Raw genomic sequence first — 18,775 nt, 5'->3', positions numbered from 1 at the left:
CACTCCACTTTAGCAGAGTTGTTCAAATCTTTACAGGCATCGGAAGGAAAGACTCTACAAATTCGGATCGGAAGAGGACGGGGGCGAGGTCGGGACAGGAGGATATGCTTGTTCGCCGCCGAAATTATCAATGATTTGGGTACCGTCTGAAAGTGTGAGAACAGTTGCCTGTTTGTTTGGGCCGTAACGGTAAAATGTGAGATCCTCATCGGAAAGCAGAGTGCCGTCAGGAAGCAAAACTCCCTCTTTGGTTACCAGCCGTCCATCGGGAAGCAAAATCCCTTTCTCTGTGTTTTGTACCAGCTGATCATCTGCTACAAGGAATCCACCGCCCTGATATAAGTAGTAGGTAGGAGCTTCAAAATCGTCGAAGGATCCAGATAAGCTTTCCATGGAGCTTTTTCCATTATCTGAGGAAGGATTTTCCATATCGGAATAGGGCGCGGCAGAAAATGCCATTGATTTTGAAGAAGCGTTCGTATCAGAAGAAATACTGCATCCCCCACACAAAAACAAAAAAATCAGCAATGAAAATAGGGAAAAAGATTTTTTTATACAATTCATCAAAATTACTCCTGAAATTTTTATTGGGAGTCTCTAAAAACTCAGAAAAATGCACTTGTAAAGCCTGTAAAAGGCCGATTTTTCTAAATCATTTCATCGGAACAATGAGTTTTTAGAGGTTACCTATTATTCATATGCTTTTAGAGCTTTGTATAGATCGCTGTCAAAGGCAACAGCTAAAAATGCTCTTGGGTTGTCAGTTGTGTAGGCAATGTGAATCCCTGTCACATATCCGTTGCTGTCTACCACCGGGCCACCACTTATTCCTGTAAATTCAGGAACACTGTCTCCGGCGGTTCCGGTAGAAAACAAAACGCGGTATGTGCCAAATTGGCTGCGAGGAGCAATTGTTTTTCCCTTCGTGGCAAACATAGGATGCTCAACCAAATCCTCCATCAATGGATATCCATAGGTTGTAATCGCTTTTCCGGTATAAGTCTTTGCACTGATTTGTTTTTTGGGAAGATAAGAATAACTTCCTTGCATTGCTTTTTTGACTACAAATACACCCCAGTCATCATCGTTGCGGTAATTACCTTTCCAAGAAGCACCTACACGCATTTGGGTATTATCAGCATAAACACGCGCATAGGGAGTATTGTTTCCAGGGATATAGGCTTGGTAAATATAGACCTCATCGGCCCAACCGCTATCACCCAAATCCCACTTATTTCTATAAAGCGCATGTGCTGCGGTCGCCACTACAATACTGCTCACAAAAAAACCAGAACTGTGTAAAATAAATCTCCCACGTTTAGAAATTACCTTGCAAACTGTGCTAGTCAGCCGATTGTTCTGTGGATTTGTAACAAGGTTATAATCGGCAACACTGTAAGGTTCTATTCCTTCAGTATCTTCCTTCGAGGGCTCCTCCGGAAGAGTTTCCTCCTGCGGTGGAGAATCGTTATAAATATAATATCCTCCATCACCGTCACGGACATATACCCCGTGGCGATGAGGTTCCTCTGAGGTAAGCGCGTAATTTGCGGGCGGCGCCTCCTCTATCTCGGCAGGATAAGCGACAGCCTCGATGTGCTGATAGACTCTTTCCACAAGCTCGGGATCAATTTCCGCCAATGCGCCGCAGAATTCTTCCAGACAGAGCTCCTCCGGAAATTCCCCGTTTTCACACTGTAAAAGCTCCTCCGCCTGAGCAATTAACGCTTCTTTTTCCGGAGGTGTTTCCGGCGCGATATGATCTCCTGCAGCAAAAACAGAAGGCGGTGAAATCAAAAGCAGCAGAGCAGCCAGCAGAAAAGAAACGAACCGTTTAGACTTTTTCATTTTCTCCCTTCCTCCCTTCCTTCCTTCATGAATAGGTGGCCTTTTCAGCTTGTTAAGCGTAAAGCCAAGTACTTAATTATATTACATTATAAATTAAATATTGAATATAGTCAATAAAAAGCTTCTCATTAAGGGATATGTTAAAGAAAAACAAACAGGCATTTTAAGCTGTATTACAACTCAAAATACCTGTTTGCTTTTTTGAAACGCTTGCAGCCTTGGTAAAACAAGAACTTTCTATGAAACTGTAAGATAAACGGCTTTTCTAAAGCAGCTTGGTTTTACAATAGCTCAAAGGTCAACACCGTGTTTACCCCGGTTTCTTCTTCCACAGCCGAGAGCCGTACCCGGTCGCCGGGCTCTGTCAACACTACGGTTTCAAAGGCGGCGCAGTCTATCTTATAAATCTCGTCCCTGCTTGTGATCAGGTAGGCGAAAGAATTGCCGTCCTGCACCAGGTATTTGATATCCTTTACCGTTACGGTAACAGCGTCCGGGTTTTCCGCCGGGGTGGACACGCCGGAGATCATACCGTTTTCCAGCAGGGCGTTTTTGTATTTTGCCATGACCTCCCGCTGGGTGGTGGCGGTCACCACAATGTTATAGCGCTCCACATGGATCAGGGCGTACTGCTTTACCAGACTGCCCTTGTCCTTCAGCACCATGATATAGGTGGGCTGACCCTCCACATTGATCACCGAGGGGAAGGAGGCGGTATAACCCAGGTTCTGCACCTCGCCCTCGGCGGAGCGCATCACGGAGTATTCCTCCGCGCCGGGAATGGGGTAGTAGCGGATCTCCGCCGTGCGGGAATTCATCAGGACAAAGCCGATGTTGGACTGGTCGGAGGCAACGCTGGTCACGCCGGTGAACACCCACACATCGTCGTCAAACATTTTGTAGCCGTAATCGTCGGTCACGTGCTTGCAGTCCTTTTTGGCGAAGAGAGAGTTGAAATAGCCGCCGGAAAGCTCGCCGTACCAGTCGTACCGCTGGGCAAGCATATCGCCGTCGTACACGATATCCACCCAGGAGGGGATATCGGCCACATCGTAATACTGGGTCTCGCCGGTGCAGGCGTTCAAAATCACAGCGCCCTTGACGTCGGTGCCGCCGAAGAGAAAAACATCTTTTTTCAGTACGGCTGTCACGTAGTAGGGGGCGCCGTCCTCGCCGATCTCAAAATAGGAATTTCCGAAAATGGCGGTGCGGTAAGAAAAACGCAGATGACGGCGGAGATCCTTGTCAAAATAGGCGGATTCCGCATACCGCATGGGCTCCTTCAGCTTCACATACTCGCTGGTGTTTTTTACGGGATCTACAGCGATGTAGCCGGGAATTCCCGAAGAGCGGTTATTCCACCAGCGGAAGAAATCGGCGTACTCCAGGGGAGAGACCTTCATGGGCCTGCCGTTCAGGTTGATTTGGGTGTACTGGGAATTGATCTCGAACTGGCTGACCAGCTCGTTTAGGGAACCCAGGGCCCTGGCGCCGATGATCTGGGCGCTGCCTGAATCCATCAGGGCGATATCCGAAATGGTTTCAGAGGCGGGGGTATCGGCAATGAAATCCCGGCTTTCAATGGGTCCCGCAATGGCCGCATAGCTCTTGGCATGAAACACGGTAGAGGAGGCAAAGGAGCAAAGCAGTCCCACGGCGGCGATGGCCACGGCCGCAAATACACAGTATTTTCCCAAAGTCCTTTTGGGGCCTGTGTGTTTCAGGGTGAAGCCGCCCTGGGAAGAGCCGAAAATCATTTTACTGGGCTCGTTTGTTGCCTCCAGCCGCAGGCCGGAATGGAAAATCAGCTCCAGCACGCCGAACAGGGCAAGCACCCCGCACACCGTAAACCAGGTTTCCCCGGACTGAATATTATAGGCGGGCAGCTCTACATAGTCATATACGGCAAAGGCAAGAAGCGTCAGCAGTACGGCCCATAGATGGCCCTTCCAGCCGCCCTTCTTTGCGGGCCTTTTTTGAGTGTTCTTCTTTTCTGTCTGTTCCATTTTCATGGTTCTCCTTTTTCCCCCGCGGGGCTTTGCGGGACGGTTCCCGCAGGTTCGAATTCCCCGTCCACAGGTGGTTTACGCATTCATCATACAGGAACCGCCCCCGGAAAGCAATAGATGGGCCTTCGGTGTAAGAGAAATATAAGAATTGGAAAAGCTGTGGCTTGCTTTGACTTTTTGACAGTGCCAGCCTATAATATATAAAGAAGACAAATTGCGAAAAAGCTTTCAGCAGAAAGGGAGTGCTTCTGTGACGCTGTTGGAATTGCTGCGTGCGGAACGGGAAGCGAAATACAAGGGCGGACTGTATCACCTGACGCAGATTCAATTTGCCTATAACAGTAATCATATGGAGGGAACCCGCCTCACAGAAGAGCAAACCCGTTACATTTATGAGACGAGTTCTTTTTTCCCGGAAGGGGAACAGCCTATTCGTGCTGATGACGTGGTGGAAACTCTCAACCATTTTCGCTTGTTTGACAGAATGCTGGATCATGCGGAAGAACCGCTGACAGAAGAATTAATCAAGGAATATCATCGCGTGTTAAAAACCGGCACCACAGATTCCGCCTTGCCCTGGTTTCAAGTGGGAGACTATAAGACTGTGGCCAACGCCGTGGGGGAAATCAAAACCGCCACACCGAAGCAGACGCCCATACGTATGAAGGCGCTGCTGGGGCGGTATCACCGAAAAGCGGCGCATACGCTGGAGGAGCTGGCGGAGTTCCACTATCAATTTGAAGCGATCCATCCCTTTCAGGACGGCAACGGCAGGGTGGGAAGAATGATCCTGTTTCGGGAATGCTTGAAAAATGACCTGATACCTTTTGTAATCCTTGATCGTGATAAGCTGTTTTACTATCGCGGGCTGCGGGAATATCCTCATCAACCCGGGTATTTGATCGGCACCTTCCAAATGGCGCAGGATATCTATCGGGAGCAAATCGGGAAATTTATGCCGCCAAAGTCTGAGCAGAGTTCGGCAGTTTTCCACTGTTAAGGCAGGCCCCAAAAAAAGATTGAGGTGATCCTGCTTCGGAAAGCATGCATATGCGGAGCTTGAGAACTGCCGCGGCCGCTATCACTTTATGGCAGTTCTTTTTTTACTGTCCTGTTTTTCGTGCTTTAAAAAACGTCCTTTTTTCTTCTTGAAAACTCCTTCCTTTTTTTGAAAATATCCATTGAACTTTGTATGGGTTCTATGGTAATATAATTTTGTCTAAAAACAGAGAAGAAACGGAAAGAATTTTGAAAAGGGCGGCTTGCTTCGGCGGCTGCTCAAACTCAGGAGACAAATCGGTATGGATATCTTTTCCCTTTTTACGCTGTTAGGCGGGCTGGCGTTCTTTTTGTATGGTATGAACGTCATGTCCACGGGCCTGGAAAAAATGGTGGGCGGCAAGCTGGAGCATGTGCTGAAATCCATGACCTCCAATAAGTTCAAAAGCCTTGCTCTGGGGGCGGTGATCACCATTGCCATTCAGTCCTCCTCCGCCATGACGGTCATGCTGGTGGGCTTAGTGAACTCCGGCATCATGGAGCTTAGCCAAACGGTGGGCGTGATCATGGGCTCCAGCATCGGCACCACACTGACGGCATGGATCTTAAGCGCCACCGGCATTCAAAGCGAAAGCTTCCTGCTGCGCATGCTGAAGCCGGAATCCTTTTCTCCTCTGGTTGCCTTACTCGGTATTTTCCTGGTGATGGCTCACAAGGAAGGGAAGAAGCGGGATATCGGTACGATCCTGCTGGGCTTTTCCGTTTTGATGACGGGCATGACCTTTATGAGCGCGTCGGTCAGTCCGCTGGCGGATATGCCCTTTTTCCAGGATATCCTCATTATGTTCAAGAACCCTCTGATGGGAATTCTGCTTGGTACCATTGTCACCGGTGTGATCCAAAGCTCCGCCGCTTCCGTGGGTATTTTGCAGTCCCTTTCCATGACGGGGAGCATCACCTACGGCATGGCGATCCCCATCATTACGGGCCTGAATATCGGCACCTGTGTGACCGGGCTGCTTTCCAGCATTGGGGCCAACAAAAACGCCAAGCGTGTGGTGGCGGTCAGCATTTACTTCAAGGTGCTTGGCACGGCGATCTGCCTTTCCGTGTTTTATCTGCTGAACGCAGTGTTCCGTTTTGAATTTGTAGATTCTCCCATCGGCACGCTGGGGATCGCCGTGGTACATACGCTGTTCAATGTGATCAATACCTTTATCCTGCTGCCCTTCTCCAAGCAGCTGGAAAAGCTGGCAAAGCTCACCATTCGGGAAAAGAGCACGAAAGAAGAGCTTTTGGACGAGCGCCTGCTGCTTTCCCCGGCCTTTGCCATTGTGGAGTGCCGGAACCTGGCGGTGCGTATGGCAAAAACCGCCAGAGATTCCATGCTGGCGGCCATTGGCCTGGTAGACGCCTTTGACGCGAAGATCGCGGAATCCGTTACGGAAATGGAAAATGAGATCGACCTGTACGAGGACAAGCTGGGCACCTACCTGGTAAAGCTCAGCAGCAAAAACCTTTCCCGCTCAGACAGCAACGAGGTGGCGGAGCTTCTGCACGCCATCGGTGATTTTGAACGCATCGGCGACCATGCCGTGAATATTCTCCGGGTGGCTCAGGAGATCGATGATAAAAAGCTGCGGTTCTCCGAAACGGCTCAGCAGGAGCTGGTAGTGATCACCAGGGCAATCGTGGATATCCTCAGCCTTACGGTAGAGGCCTTTGAAAAGGAGGATAACGCTTTAGCAGGCAAGGTGGAGCCCCTGGAGCAGGTAATAGACGATCTGAAGCTGGAGCTGAAAAGCAGGCATATCCGGCGGCTGCAGGAAGGCCGCTGTACCATTGAGCTGGGCTTTGTCCTTACCGACCTGCTGACGAATTACGAACGTGTTTCCGACCACTGCTCCAATATTGCCGTAACAGTGATCCAGATCAAGGATTCCGTCATGGATACCCACGGCTATCTGAATGAAGTCAAAACCGGAGGCGGGCAGGAATTCACCCAGGCCTTCGATGCCTACAGAGAGGCTTACAAGCTGCCGGAACCCAGCCAGCCTAAGGAAGAAGGCGGCGAAGAGTGGGACAGCCGCCAGGAGAGCCTTTTCCCTGCGTCCTAATAAAAAATGGTCTGCTGCAAAACGAACCGTTTTGCAGCAGACCATTTTTCAGTAGTTAGCTGTGAGTGGTCAGTTGTTAGAAAGGGCTTAGATACAATGAGCAATTAGCAGTGAGCAATGAAGGGCAAGGGCCCAAGCGTTGCAAGCAGCGTCCGGTAAATTGTAGTTTAACACACAGTTTCCAACTGTCATTCTGAGGAACAAAGTGACAAAGAATCTCGCCTTTCATTCCTGAGTAAAGAGCCGAAAGACGAGATTCTTCACTTCGTTCAGAATGACAGGAGGGAGGTGAGTGGATAACCTGAAGCGCCTGTGTCCTTGCCCTTCATTGCTCATTTTTCATTGCGCTTCCGCCCTTCTCAACAACTGCCGCCCGCAGCTGACACCTGTCCGGCAGCCGATCACGTTTTGCAAAATTTATTTGTTCGGGAAGCAGGTAAGCGTGTCGTTTTGATCCACTGTGGCGAGAAATACTTCCTTCGGGCTGTCAAAATTCTGCCGCTTCAGCTGTTCCCGCAGCCATTGGGGGTCCTTGCCTGCCATGGTGAGCTCCCGTTCCATCACGTTGCCGTCCACGATCACATTCAGCAGCAGCTCCTCCGCCTGCACGGGCAGCTTCATGTCGTTGGGGTTGGCCGGGCGGTACTGCGCCTTCGGCAGAAAGCTGACGTTGCCGTTCTGCTCAAATACCGCGGTCTGTACCTGACTCAGGTCAAAGAAGCCCGCCAGCCGGGCCATGGTCAGAAATTCGTTGATATCCAGCTTTGCTTTTTTCAGCTTTTTCCTGTCCAGAACACCGTTTTGCAGCAGGATAATGGGTTTTCCGCCTAAAAAGCCCCGCAGGCGGTTGGATTTGGAGGAGCAAAAGGAAATCAGCACCGCCGTCAGGCCGTAAATGATCATGGCTTCTGTAGGCCGAACGGGGTTTTCCAGCTCTGTGGCAAGCTCCGCCGCGATTGAGCCGATGGTGATGCCGGTAATGTAATCGAACATGGTCAGTTGTGAGATCTGCTTGTTGCCCATGAGCTTCGTCAAAATAAACAGGATCACCAGGGAAAGCAGGGTGGTGCCCAGTATTTGCAGGAATTCCATAAAAAGCCTCCTTTTTTGATAGCCTGTCCGGAGGATCTTTAAGTTATTCTGTATGCAAAAACTTTTGTTTTGTACTTGACTTGCATGAAAACTTGTTGTATTCTTAATAAAATATTTATTTTGAAAAATACTAAAATTGTTTCGATTTATTTATCTGTTCGTCAGGAACTTCGGCGGCAAAGATCATTTCAAAAAGGGGGCTTTCCTGTGGGCGATTTTTTCACAGCGGCGTGGCCTTGGATTTTGGGTGGAATCAAATTTATTCTGCTCATAGGGGGTGCGGGTTTTCTTTTGTGGCTGGTTTTAGGCCGCGGGAAAAACGGGGAAAGCCGTATGATAGGGCTCAGTCGGTTGATGGCTGTCTTTAAAGGCAGTGTTCCGCCGGGGAGGAGATAGCTTCCATGTTTTCTCAAGCTGAAATAATGCGCATTGCCTGCTTTTGAAGGTTGAAGCTCATACAGCCGGAATTTCTTTGTGTTTTCCCGGCAAGCTGAGAAGGATAGGGCCTGTTGTGAAATGTGATATTTCGCAGCAGGCCTTTTTTGTGCTGTCCTGTGATTTCTTAGAGCCTGTCTCGAAATAAGACATGCGCAGATAGCGCCGTCAGATTTTCAGCCAGACAAGGCGGTTTTTGCAGGCGGGCTGTACTTGGCAAGGACTCAAACGCCGCCAGCGCGCCCTTTGAGTCCCCATGAGGTGTGTTTACCCTTGTCAAGTGAAGCTATCGATTATTTTGGGATAGGCTCTTAAAAGCGGCTATGGAAAAAAGGGGAGAATCGTGCTAAAATAATCGCAAATATTTTTGTAAAAGGAGAGCGTGAAGCATGGAAAAGCAATTCGGCGCGGTGATCGTGGCGGCGGGAAGCTCCAGTCGCATGGGGGGAGAACGCTCCAAGGTGCTGCTGGAACTGGGCGGAATGCCTGTGCTGCGCTGGTCGCTTCGCGCTCTTTCCGCCTGTGAGGACATCGGGCAGCTGGTGGTGGTGTGCAGGCCTGAGGATCTTCCGGCTATGGAGCAGGCGGCAGAAGGGCTCCCTTTGCCGGTCACCTTTGTGGAGGGAGGAAAAGACCGGCAGGAATCGGTTCGCCGGGGTGTGGAAGCTTTGGGGCCCCAATGGGAGTACCTGTTGATTCACGATGGCGCCCGGCCCCTGGTAACGCCGGAGCTGGCTCACCGGGTCTGTGCGGACGCGTTGGAGCACGGGGCCGCCACGGCGGCGGTGCGTTCCAAGGACACCTGTAAGTTGGGGGAAGTTTTTGTAGAGGAAACGCCGCCACGGGAAAAGCTTTTTGTCATACAGACCCCTCAGGCTTTTCAGAAGGAGCTGTATCTGTATGCCCTGAGCCGGGCTGAGGAGCAGGGGAAAAGCTATACGGACGATTGCCAGCTCATTGAGGCCGCCGGAGGAAGGGTGAAGCTGACCGAGGGAGACTACCGGAATATCAAGCTCACCACCCCGGAGGATCTGCCGGTTCTCCGGGCGCTTGCGGGAGAAAACGGAATGGGGAGGAATACCATGCGGATCGGATACGGTTATGATGTGCATCGTCTGACAGAGGGCAGAAAACTGATTTTGGGCGGGGTGGAAATTCCCTTTGAAAAAGGTCTTTTGGGCCATTCGGACGCCGATGTGCTGACCCATGCGGCGGCGGACGCCCTGCTGGGCGCGGCGGCTTTGGGAGATATCGGCAAGCTGTTCCCCGATACCGACCCGCGCTATGAGGGCGCGGACAGCCTGAAGCTTTTAAGCGAGGTGTGTAAGCTCCTCTCTGAAAAAGGATATGCCATCGGAAATCTGGACTGCACCCTGATCGCCCAGCGCCCGAAAATAGCCCCTTATATTGAAAAAATGCGGGAAAACCTGGCCAGGGCCTGCGGTGTGGAGGTAGATCAAATCAGTGTAAAGGCCACCACGGAGGAAGGCCTGGGCTTTACCGGAGCCGGAGAAGGCATGGCCGCCTCCGCCACAGCCCTGTTGAACACTCGGCCTTAAAGCCCTTAATCCCTTATCCAGTATCTAGCATCTAGCGTCTAGAATCACCTAACCTTGTCTTGCGCATAAAATGGGATAAGCCATACCCCTTTTGGGGAAGGCCTTGTGAAATTTTTCGCAGATAAGATAACGAGGTGATTTTTATGGGCAAGCCCTTGATCATGGTGAGTTCTGTGACCTATGCCATGAAGGCCAGGGAGCTTTTGACCCGGCACGGAATACGGGGGTATGTAGAGCGGATCCCCCGAACAGCGGAAACAGGCTGCGGCTACGGTGTATACGTCCCCCAGGGGGCGGACGCCGCGGAGCGGATCCTGCGGGAAAACAAAATCAGAATACTGGGCAGGCTGGAACAGGATGATGCGGAATGATCTACCTGGATAACAGCGCTACCACCTATCCAAAACCAGTTGGCGTGCGGGAGGCCATGCTGAGATCCTTTCGCGAGCTGGGGGCTAACCCCGGGCGAAGCGGTTATGAAATGAGCATGCGGACAACGCGGGCCATTTACGAATGCCGCCAGTGCGCGGCTCAGCTCTTCGGAGCGGCGGGCCCGGAATGCGTGGTATTTCAACCCAGCTGCACCCAGGCGCTCAATCAGGTGCTGAAGGGGTTTCTCAAAAGCGGCGACCATGTGGTGGTTTCCGATCTGGAGCACAATGCCGTCATGCGCCCGCTTTCCGAATTGACAAAGCGGGGCGTGACCTATACCGTGGCTAAAGTGACTCCCGCCGACAGCGATGCCACCATGGAAGCCTTCCGGCAGGCCATGGGGCCCAATACGAAGCTGGTGGTGTGTACTCAGGCCTCCAATGTATTTGGCATTCGGGTCCCGGTGGAGCGCATCGCCGCCCTGTGTCATCAGTATGGCGCAAAGATCTGTGTAGACTGCGCTCAAAGCGCGGGCCTGGTTCCCATTAACCTGACGGACAGCGGCATCGACTATTTGTGCTGCGCGGGCCATAAGGGGCTGTACGGCCCCATGGGTACCGGTATGCTGATCTTCCGGGATCCTCAGGATCAGCTTGCCACGCTGATCGAGGGAGGGACCGGTACTCAGTCCCGCAGTATGCTCCAGCCGGACGATCCGCCGGAGCGGTATGAAAGCGGCACTTTGAACGTACCGGGGATCCTGGGCCTGCGGGCCGGTATGGAATTTGTGAAAAAGAAGGGGCCAAAACGGATCTGGCAGGAGGAAATGCAGAAGATCCGCCTGCTTTACGGCAGACTTTCCAGGATTTCCAGGGTAAAGCTGTATACAGAGGCGCCAAGCCTGCCCTGGTATCTGCCTGTGCTTTCCTTTACCGTAGAGGGAATGCCCAGCGAGGCTGTAGGCGGGGCGCTGGCAGGGGCCGGGATCGCCGTGCGCTGCGGGCTGCACTGCGCGCCCCTTGCCCATGACAAAATGGGAACGGAAACAGGCACGGTTCGGGTGTCTCCCTCCATATTCACCCGCAGGGAGGAAATGGAGATGCTGGCTTCCAGAGTAAGGCAGATCTGCCAAAAATAAGAACCTGTATTCACAACCTGCAAACGCCGTCTGAGCGGACTTTTTCGCGCTGCTCGTCGTTAAATTTGCTTGCCATACGGACAGTATGCCTGCCCAAATTTGCCCAGGGGTTGTTTGAAATAGAGAAAATGCCGGATTTTTGTACAAGGCGAGACGGTTTCAAGGCGGAGGACCACAAGACGGGCTGATGCCCGTCTGGGATTTCCAACGCAGAAATCCGTCCGCTTTGGGCAAAAGACGGCGTTTGCGTTTTTTCAAACAAGCCCTAAAGCAACACGAAAAATTCTCGTTCATCCGGCATTTTCGGTTATGAATACAGGTTCCAAGAAACGGGAAAACTTTCAGAGAAATCGCAAAACCCCTTTTATTTGCGCTTTTTTTGTGTTAGAATAAATAAAAACAACACCGCACAAAGACCGGCTTGAGGCCTTTGCACACAATTTGCTTGCAGATTTTCCGCCATAGCGCACAGCGTTCGCTTGTCAATCACGAGATTGACTGCGCTCAATCTATGCACTCTGACGAAAAATCTGACTGCACAACTTGCGCACAATCTTTGTGCGGTGTTGCCTAAAAAGCGGGTGCCCCCTTCCCTGAATGGCGGACGCCGTTATGGAATTTGAAAAGAAAGGAAGGATCGCGATGGACGCATTGATGAACTCCCTGTCTCGAACAGGCCAGACGATCCTGAATGTGGCCCGGCAGTTCACGCTGAAGGACGCGGTCGATGTTCTGATCGTCACAGTCCTGTTGTATGGCGTGATCAAGCTGGTACGGGAAACCAGGGCGGGGCAGCTGGTAAAAGGGATCCTTCTGCTGGTAGTCCTGTTTTGGGTGTCTTCCAGCAATGTGCTGAATTTGATGATGCTGAACGCGATCCTGCATTCATTTTTCCAGTCTGCCTTTATTGTGGCGGTCATTCTGTTTCAGCCGGAGATTCGTCAGGCATTGGAGCAGGTGGGCCGCAGCAAGGTGGGGCAGTCTCTGGCAAGCGCGGTGGGCATGAAGGAAAAGGAGCACGGCAAGGCGGAGATCCACCGGGCGATCGACGGCGTGGTGGAGGCCACCGCGTTGCTCCAACAGATGCGCATGGGTGCGCTCATTGTGTTTGAACGCCATACGAAGCTGGGGGAGATCGCCGCTACAGGCACCATTGTAGAGGCCGATCCCTCTGCCCAGCTGATCGCCAACATATTTTTTAACAAAGCGCCTCTGCACGATGGGGCCATGATCCTCCGAAATGGCAAGGTGCATGCCGCGGGCTGTATTTTGCCTCTTACCGCCAGCGACAGTGTCAGCGCTGATCTGGGCACCCGCCACAGGGCCGCCCTGGGTATGAGCGAGAATTCCGACGCGGTGGTGGTGGTGGTTTCGGAAGAGACCGGGCAGATCTCTATTGCCATGAACGGAAGATTGACCAGAAATTATAACCGGGTCAGTCTGGGAGAAATGCTGGAGCGCACCTTACTGGGCGTTTCCGGGAAACCCTCCTCCGGCGGCAGGCGGATTTTGGGGAAGCTGGGGTTTGGCTCCGGTTCCTCCAAGAAAGGGGGCTAAAGCGTGGACGAAGAAAAAAAGGCCTCTCAGGAAGAGCCTGAAAAGAAAAAGAAAAAACTGAGCTTGAATGGGATCTTTTATCACAACACCTTTGTTTTGATTTTCTCCTTTTGTGTGGCGTTGATTTCCTGGTTTGTATTGGCCGCCGGAAACGGAGACAGCAATCGTGTGATCACGGATGTGCCGATTTCCGTAAAGCTGTCTTCCGCCGCAGAGGAGGACGGCTTTCGGGTATTCAATATGTCCTATAATACGGCGGATCTGGAAATTTCTGGCAGCAGCCTGATCACCAATAAGCTGTCCGCCGCGGATTTTGAGGTATCCGTGAATTTGAACCTCACCTCTACAAAGCTGACCGGGAACACGCTGCAGAAAGCCACTGCCCGGGTCCGCACAGAAAAGAAAACGTCGATTTCTGACTACAATATTGTTTCCGTCAACCCCGAGGAGATCACCGTGGAGTATGACCGCTATAAGGAGGTCACCTTTCCCATAGAGCACGAGGAGATCAAATATAGCGCGGACGCCAGCTTCTATCCCGGCGCTCCTGTGTTTTCAGCGGAATCGGTGACCATTGCCGGGCCGGAATCCTCCGTGAACAAGATCAGCCGGGCGGCGGTAAGCTATACGCTGGACAGCCCCTTAAAGGCAGACGCTTCCTTTACCTGCCCTGTGCGGCTGTACGATCAGAATAACCAGGAGATCAGCGATGTGTCCGCCATGTATTTGGAAATGGATGTGGATACGGTCGATGTGGTCATTCCGATCTTAGCGAAAAAGACGGTAACGCTTGTGGCCTCTACCGTGCATCAGCCTAAGGGCTTTTCCGACAGCCGGATCACAGTAAGCCCCGCTACGATCGACATTGCCGGTTCGGCGGAAGTGCTTGCGGGCATCAAGGAGATCCAACTGAATACGCCCATTGATTTCGCAGAGCTGGATCTTCAGCAGAAAAACACGTTTACCATGGATATCCCCCTGCCCACCGGTATCAGAAATATCAGCGCGGTGGGAGAAAACGCGGTGAGCCAGGCAACGGTAACGGTGAATTTGAACGGCTTCCGGGACGCGGCTGTCACGGTGTACTCGGATAATTTCCAGATCTCCAACAAGCCGGTGGGGAAAGAAGTGACAATCAACACCCAGTCTTTGGAGGTGGCCTTGGTGGGCTCTGAAGCCCAGGTTTCCAAGCTGACAGGAGATTCTCTCTCTGTGCAGCTGAATCTGACAAATTTTGCTTCTCACACAGGCAGTGTTGAGGTGCCCGCCACCATTTCCATTACCGGAAGCGGCTCTGACACCTGTTGGGTCTTGGGCAAATATACGGTGCTGGTTCAGATCACGGACAGAGCCTCTATGCAGGCCAATGCTCTGCCGGAGGACGTATCTTCTGAGGCGCCGCTTGTGGCAACGCCCCAGGAATAAATAGCCCGGAAGAGATCTTCCGCAAGCTGATGCGGGAACTGTCCTGGGATACAAGGTGTATTTATCAGGTAAGGGAGGCGGCGCGCTTCCCTTACCCGATTTTATGAAGGAGGAGCTTTATGGACGTTCGGGTAGGCGATATTCTTCGCATGAAAAAGCCGCACCCCTGCGGCAGCCTGGAGTTTTCCGTGCTGCGCTCCGGCATGGATTTTAAGATCAAATGCTGTAAGTGTGGGCGGGAGGTCATGCTCCCCCGGCTGAAATGCGAAAAGAATATCAAAAAAATCATTCGGGAAGAGCTGGAAGAGCCATAGAGTCTCATGTGTGACAAGTAGATGAACTTTACACAGAAAGAGGCTGAATTACCATGTTTGAAAATTTACAGGTGTTTGAAAATCGGCTGGAAGAGCTGAACCTGAAGCTGTATGATCCGCAAACGGCGGCAAACCGTGAGCTCTATGCCGAGCTGATGAAGGAATATAAGGAACTGGAGCCCATTGTGGAAGCGTATCGGGAATACCGGCGCTGCGTTCAGGCTCTTACCGGCGCAAAAGAGCTTTTAGAGGAATCCTCAGACCGGGAGCTGCGAGAGCTGGCCCAGGCGGAGCTGAAGGAAAGCGAGGAACAGCTTTCGGAATGGGAAGAGCGCCTGAAGCTGCTGCTTTTGCCGAAGGACCCCAACGATGAAAAAAATGTGATCGTGGAAATCCGGGGCGGCACCGGAGGCGAGGAAGCCGCGCTTTTTGCCTATGATCTCTATCGCATGTATACCGCTTACGCGGAAAACCGGGGCTGGAAAACGGAGATCGTGGGCTTAAGCGAAACAGAGCTGGGCGGTTTTAAGGAGGTCAGCTTTCTCATTGACGGTGCGGGGGCTTATTCCCGGCTGAAGTTTGAAAGCGGAGCCCATCGGGTGCAGCGAGTGCCGGAAACGGAGACCCAGGGCCGCATTCACACTTCCGCGGCCACTGTGGCGGTGCTGCCGGAAGCGGAGGAAGTAGAGGTGGAGATCGACCCCAAGGACTTACAGATCGATACCTTCCGCTCCAGCGGCGCAGGCGGCCAGCATATCAATAAAACCTCCTCCGCTATTCGCATTACCCACCTTCCCACCGGCATGGTGGTGGAGTGCCAGGACGAGAGAAGCCAGTATAAAAATAAGGACAAAGCCATGAAGGTGCTGCGTTCCCGGCTGCTTTCCCAGGAGCGGGAGAAGGCCAGCGCCCAGGTGGCGGAGGAGCGCAGAAGCCAGGTGGGAAGCGGAGACCGCTCCGAACGGATCCGCACCTATAATTTCCCTCAGTCCAGAGTGACTGATCACCGCATTGGCCTGACCCTTTACAAGCTGGAAGAGATCATGGCGGGAGAACTGGATCAGCTGATCGATCCCCTGATCGCCGCCGACCGAGCCGCACAGCTGGAGGCTGAGGGGAACGGTTAGACGATGAGGAAATTAGGAATGAGCAATGAGGAAGGGCACAAGCGTTGTACCCAACGCTCGATAAATTGGAATTTAGTGCGATAAGCGAAAGCCTTCCCTTGCTTGCAAGGGAAGGGGGACCGCCGATAGGCGGTGGAAAGGATAGTCACACGCAGAAAGCAGGATAGAATCGCCAGCTTCAATCCCCTCAGTCAGCCTTCGGCTGACAGCTCCCCTTACTCGCGCAAGTGGAGCCTAAGGGCGCTAAACTATAATTTAGCAATTATTTACCAGGTTTCCCCTATCATTGCTAATTGCTCATTCCTCATTGCTCATTATATCTGCCGTCCAGCATCCAGAATCCCGGAGCGTGCCTATGGATACATTACTTTTCAATGGAGAACATAAAAATGAGATAGCACGTGCCGGAGAGCTTCTTCGGGGCGGCGAGGTGGTGGGGATCCCTACCGAAACGGTTTACGGACTGGCTGCCGATGCCTTGGACCAGAAAGCGGTGAAAAAAATTTTTGCCGCCAAGGGAAGGCCGGTGGATAATCCACTGATCGTGCATATTGTGGAGCTTTCTCAATGGGCGCCTCTAGTCCGGAAAATCCCGGAAGCAGCTTTACGGCTGGCAGAGCGCTTTTGGCCCGGGCCGCTGACGATCATTTTGGAAAAATCCGACCTGATCCCCATGGAAACCAGCGGCGGGCTTTCCACCGTTGGGGTGCGGTTTCCCGCTCACCCGGTTGCCCAGGCGGTGATCCGGGCGGCTGGCGTCCCGCTGGCGGCGCCCTCCGCCAATCGCTCCGGTAGGCCCAGCCCCACCACCTTTCCTCATTTGCGGGAAGAGATGGAGGGCCGGGTGGCGGCGCTGGTGGACGGCGGAGATTGCCAGGTAGGGGTGGAATCCACCGTGATCACCCTTGCGGGGGAACGCCCGAAATTGCTGCGTCCGGGTGGTGTTACCCTCGCACAGCTGGAGAGCGTTTTAGGTAAGGTAGAGGTAGACCCCGCAGTGCTCCATCAGCTGCGGGAAGGGGCTGTGGCCGCCTCTCCTGGCATGAAATACAAGCACTATGCGCCCAGGGCGGAGGTCACGCTGGTAGATGCCTCCCCGGAAGAATACTCAAGTTATGTAAACCAGCAGACGGACTGCCATGCTCTTTGCCTGGAAGAGGATCTTCCCTTTTTACGGGGGCCTTCCCTTTGTTTCGGCAGCAGATATGACGGCAAGGAGCAGGCCAGGCTTCTGTTTTCCCGGCTTTCTCAGCTGGATGAGCTGGGCGTGAAGCATGTCTATGCGCACATGCCCTCTAAACGTGGGATCGGCCTGGCGGTGTATAACCGGTTGATCCGCGCGGCGGGGTTTTCCGTGATCAATCCGGAATCCCACTATGTGGTAGGACTTACCGGCCCCAGCGGCGCGGGAAAATCTACGGTAGGAGAGCTTTTGCGGCAGGCCGGCTGGGCCGTGATCGATTGCGACGCCCTTACCCGCAGCCCGGAGGTGTATGACAGGGAGTGCGTCGGCGCCCTTCAAGCGGCTTTTGGGGAGGACGTTGCTCCCCAGGGCGAGCTTGATCGCGGAAAACTTGCCGGGCGCGCCTTTGCCACCCCGGAAGGGAAGCGGAGCCTGGAAGAGATCACCTTCCCCAGGATCCTGGCCGCCGTGCGAAAGGCCATTGAGCAGGCCTTTGTCCAGGGAAAGCAGATCGTCGCTCTGGACGCTCCCACGCTGTTTGAGGCCGGGCTGGACGCGGCTTGTGCCCGAATTTTAACTGTCACCGCTCCGAAGGAGGAGCGGCTTCTTCGGATCCGGTGGCGGGACGGCATTTCCGAAGAGGAAGCCCTGCTGCGGCTTTCCGCCCAGCGGGAGGAAGCTTTTTATACAGATCGGGCGGATCATGTGATTGAAAACCGGGCGGAGGCGAACCTTGCGGAAGCCCTTGTCCCCGTTTTGCGGGAATTGCGGATCGAGAACGGAGGAGCTTGCTCATGAGAAAAGGAGGCCTTGCGCTTACCGCCGTCTTGCTGGTGGTGGCGCTTTTGGGAATTTTCGCCGGGCCGTCTCTGGTAAAAACCGGCTGGAGATTGCTGTACCCCCGGCCCTATGAAGAGCTGGTAGGGCGGGAAGCACGGGAGTTTTCTTTGAATCAGAGCCTGATCTACGCGGTGATGCGGACGGAAAGCGGCTTTGAATCAGACGCGGAATCCCACGCCGGGGCAAAGGGACTGATGCAGCTGACCCCCGCCACCTTTCAGTGGATTTCTTCCCTCTATCCCCCGGAAAACGGCGGAGAAGACGTGCTGGATCCGGAAGATAATATCCACTGCGGCTGTGCCCTGCTTCGGCTGCTTTTGGACCAGTACGGCAGTCTGGACGTGGCCCTGTGCGCCTACAACGCCGGCATGGGAAATGTGGCAAGCTGGCTGGAACAGGAAAAATATTCCAGCGACGGCGAAAGCCTGCACACCATTCCTTACCCGGAAACGGACAGCTATGTAAAAAAAGTAAAAAAGGCCATGGAAAACTATGAAAAACTGTACGGGGAATAGTTGTTAGTTGGGAGTTGTTAGTTGTTAGAGAAGGGCAAAGCGCAATTTGCGCTCCGGGCAATGAGCAATTTAAGGACAAAGTTTGCTAAATTGGAATTTGGCGGCGAACCGCTTACTTTCTATCTGTCATTCTGAACGAAGTGAAGAATCTCGTCCTTTGCCCTGGAATTAAGGGCGAGATTCTTCGTCAAGAAAGCTATCGCTTTCTGCGTTCCTCAGAATGATAAAAGAAAGGATTTGCCCTT

At 52.8% G+C, this 18,775-nt stretch carries 15 protein-coding genes; 11 read left to right on the top strand and 4 right to left on the bottom strand.

Translation table 11 applies throughout. The features are described 5' to 3' along the window. Window positions 1–54: 54 nt before the first annotated feature. The 3 genes from U8T64_RS04035 to U8T64_RS04025 form a co-directional block, all read right to left on the bottom strand. The gene (locus U8T64_RS04035) at window positions 55–564 is read right to left on the bottom strand and encodes a hypothetical protein (RefSeq protein WP_322181193.1); all 510 of its coding nucleotides are present in this window, start codon (window positions 562–564) and stop codon (window positions 55–57) included. Window positions 565–690: 126 nt separating this feature from the next. Further along, complete coding sequence (locus tag U8T64_RS04030; RefSeq protein ID WP_322181191.1) at window positions 691–1,848, bottom strand: trypsin-like serine peptidase; 1,158 nt, start codon at window positions 1,846–1,848, stop codon at window positions 691–693. A gap of 281 nt (window positions 1,849–2,129) precedes the next feature. Next, window positions 2,130–3,854 carry a hypothetical protein gene (locus tag U8T64_RS04025; RefSeq protein ID WP_322181190.1) on the bottom strand — a complete coding sequence of 575 codons (1,725 nt, stop codon included), beginning with the start codon at window positions 3,852–3,854 and terminating at the stop codon, window positions 2,130–2,132. A gap of 253 nt (window positions 3,855–4,107) precedes the next feature. Here U8T64_RS04025 and U8T64_RS04020 point away from each other — a divergent pair, with 253 nt between their 5' ends. Both U8T64_RS04020 and U8T64_RS04015 read left to right on the top strand, forming a co-directional pair. Further along, window positions 4,108–4,857 carry a Fic family protein gene (locus tag U8T64_RS04020; RefSeq protein WP_322181188.1) on the top strand — a complete coding sequence of 250 codons (750 nt, stop codon included), beginning with the start codon at window positions 4,108–4,110 and terminating at the stop codon, window positions 4,855–4,857. A gap of 301 nt (window positions 4,858–5,158) precedes the next feature. Continuing rightward, a complete protein-coding gene (locus U8T64_RS04015) occupies window positions 5,159–6,973 on the top strand; it encodes a Na/Pi cotransporter family protein (RefSeq protein ID WP_322181186.1) in 1,815 nt (604 codons plus the stop codon). Between the two features lie 417 nt (window positions 6,974–7,390). On the opposite strand, the gene U8T64_RS04010 is transcribed toward U8T64_RS04015, so the two are convergent. Further along, window positions 7,391–8,065, bottom strand: a complete 675-nt coding sequence (locus U8T64_RS04010; RefSeq protein ID WP_322181184.1) for a DUF421 domain-containing protein — start codon at window positions 8,063–8,065, stop codon at window positions 7,391–7,393. Between the two features lie 824 nt (window positions 8,066–8,889). Here U8T64_RS04010 and ispF point away from each other — a divergent pair. The 9 genes from ispF to U8T64_RS03965 all read left to right on the top strand — a co-directional run bounded on the left by ispF (window position 8,890) and on the right by U8T64_RS03965 (window position 18,530). After that, window positions 8,890–10,059 carry a 2-C-methyl-D-erythritol 2,4-cyclodiphosphate synthase gene (gene ispF, locus U8T64_RS04005; RefSeq protein WP_322181182.1) on the top strand — a complete coding sequence of 390 codons (1,170 nt, stop codon included), beginning with the start codon at window positions 8,890–8,892 and terminating at the stop codon, window positions 10,057–10,059. Between the two features lie 143 nt (window positions 10,060–10,202). Beyond that, window positions 10,203–10,430, top strand: coding sequence for a putative Se/S carrier protein (locus U8T64_RS04000; protein WP_322181180.1), 228 nt, complete (start codon window positions 10,203–10,205; stop codon window positions 10,428–10,430). Further along, complete coding sequence (locus tag U8T64_RS03995; protein WP_322181178.1) at window positions 10,427–11,569, top strand: aminotransferase class V-fold PLP-dependent enzyme; 1,143 nt, start codon at window positions 10,427–10,429, stop codon at window positions 11,567–11,569. Before U8T64_RS04000 ends, U8T64_RS03995 begins: the two co-directional genes overlap by 4 nt. A gap of 612 nt (window positions 11,570–12,181) precedes the next feature. After that, window positions 12,182–13,126 carry a diadenylate cyclase CdaA gene (cdaA, locus tag U8T64_RS03990; RefSeq protein ID WP_322181177.1) on the top strand — a complete coding sequence of 315 codons (945 nt, stop codon included), beginning with the start codon at window positions 12,182–12,184 and terminating at the stop codon, window positions 13,124–13,126. Between the two features lie 3 nt (window positions 13,127–13,129). Then, window positions 13,130–14,551: a CdaR family protein gene (locus U8T64_RS03985; protein ID WP_322181175.1), complete on the top strand. Its 1,422-nt coding sequence runs from the start codon at window positions 13,130–13,132 to the stop codon at window positions 14,549–14,551. Window positions 14,552–14,670: 119 nt separating this feature from the next. Then, window positions 14,671–14,865 (top strand): DUF951 domain-containing protein, encoded by a 195-nt coding sequence (locus tag U8T64_RS03980; protein WP_322181173.1) that lies wholly within the window; start codon window positions 14,671–14,673, stop codon window positions 14,863–14,865. A 53-nt stretch (window positions 14,866–14,918) separates the two neighbouring features. Beyond that, a complete protein-coding gene (gene prfA / locus U8T64_RS03975) occupies window positions 14,919–15,992 on the top strand; it encodes a peptide chain release factor 1 (RefSeq protein WP_322181171.1) in 1,074 nt (357 codons plus the stop codon). Window positions 15,993–16,347: 355 nt separating this feature from the next. Next, window positions 16,348–17,973 (top strand): L-threonylcarbamoyladenylate synthase, encoded by a 1,626-nt coding sequence (locus tag U8T64_RS03970; RefSeq protein ID WP_322181169.1) that lies wholly within the window; start codon window positions 16,348–16,350, stop codon window positions 17,971–17,973. Then, a complete protein-coding gene (locus U8T64_RS03965) occupies window positions 17,970–18,530 on the top strand; it encodes a lytic transglycosylase domain-containing protein (RefSeq protein WP_322181167.1) in 561 nt (186 codons plus the stop codon). The genes U8T64_RS03970 and U8T64_RS03965 overlap by 4 nt, the downstream gene beginning before the upstream one ends. Window positions 18,531–18,775: the final 245 nt, after the last annotated feature.

This window comes from Neglectibacter caecimuris (assembly GCF_034335015.1).
In the GTDB taxonomy this organism is placed as follows: domain Bacteria; phylum Bacillota; class Clostridia; order Oscillospirales; family Acutalibacteraceae; genus Acutalibacter; species Acutalibacter caecimuris_A.
This window is presented reverse-complemented; position numbering and strand designations above follow the sequence as displayed.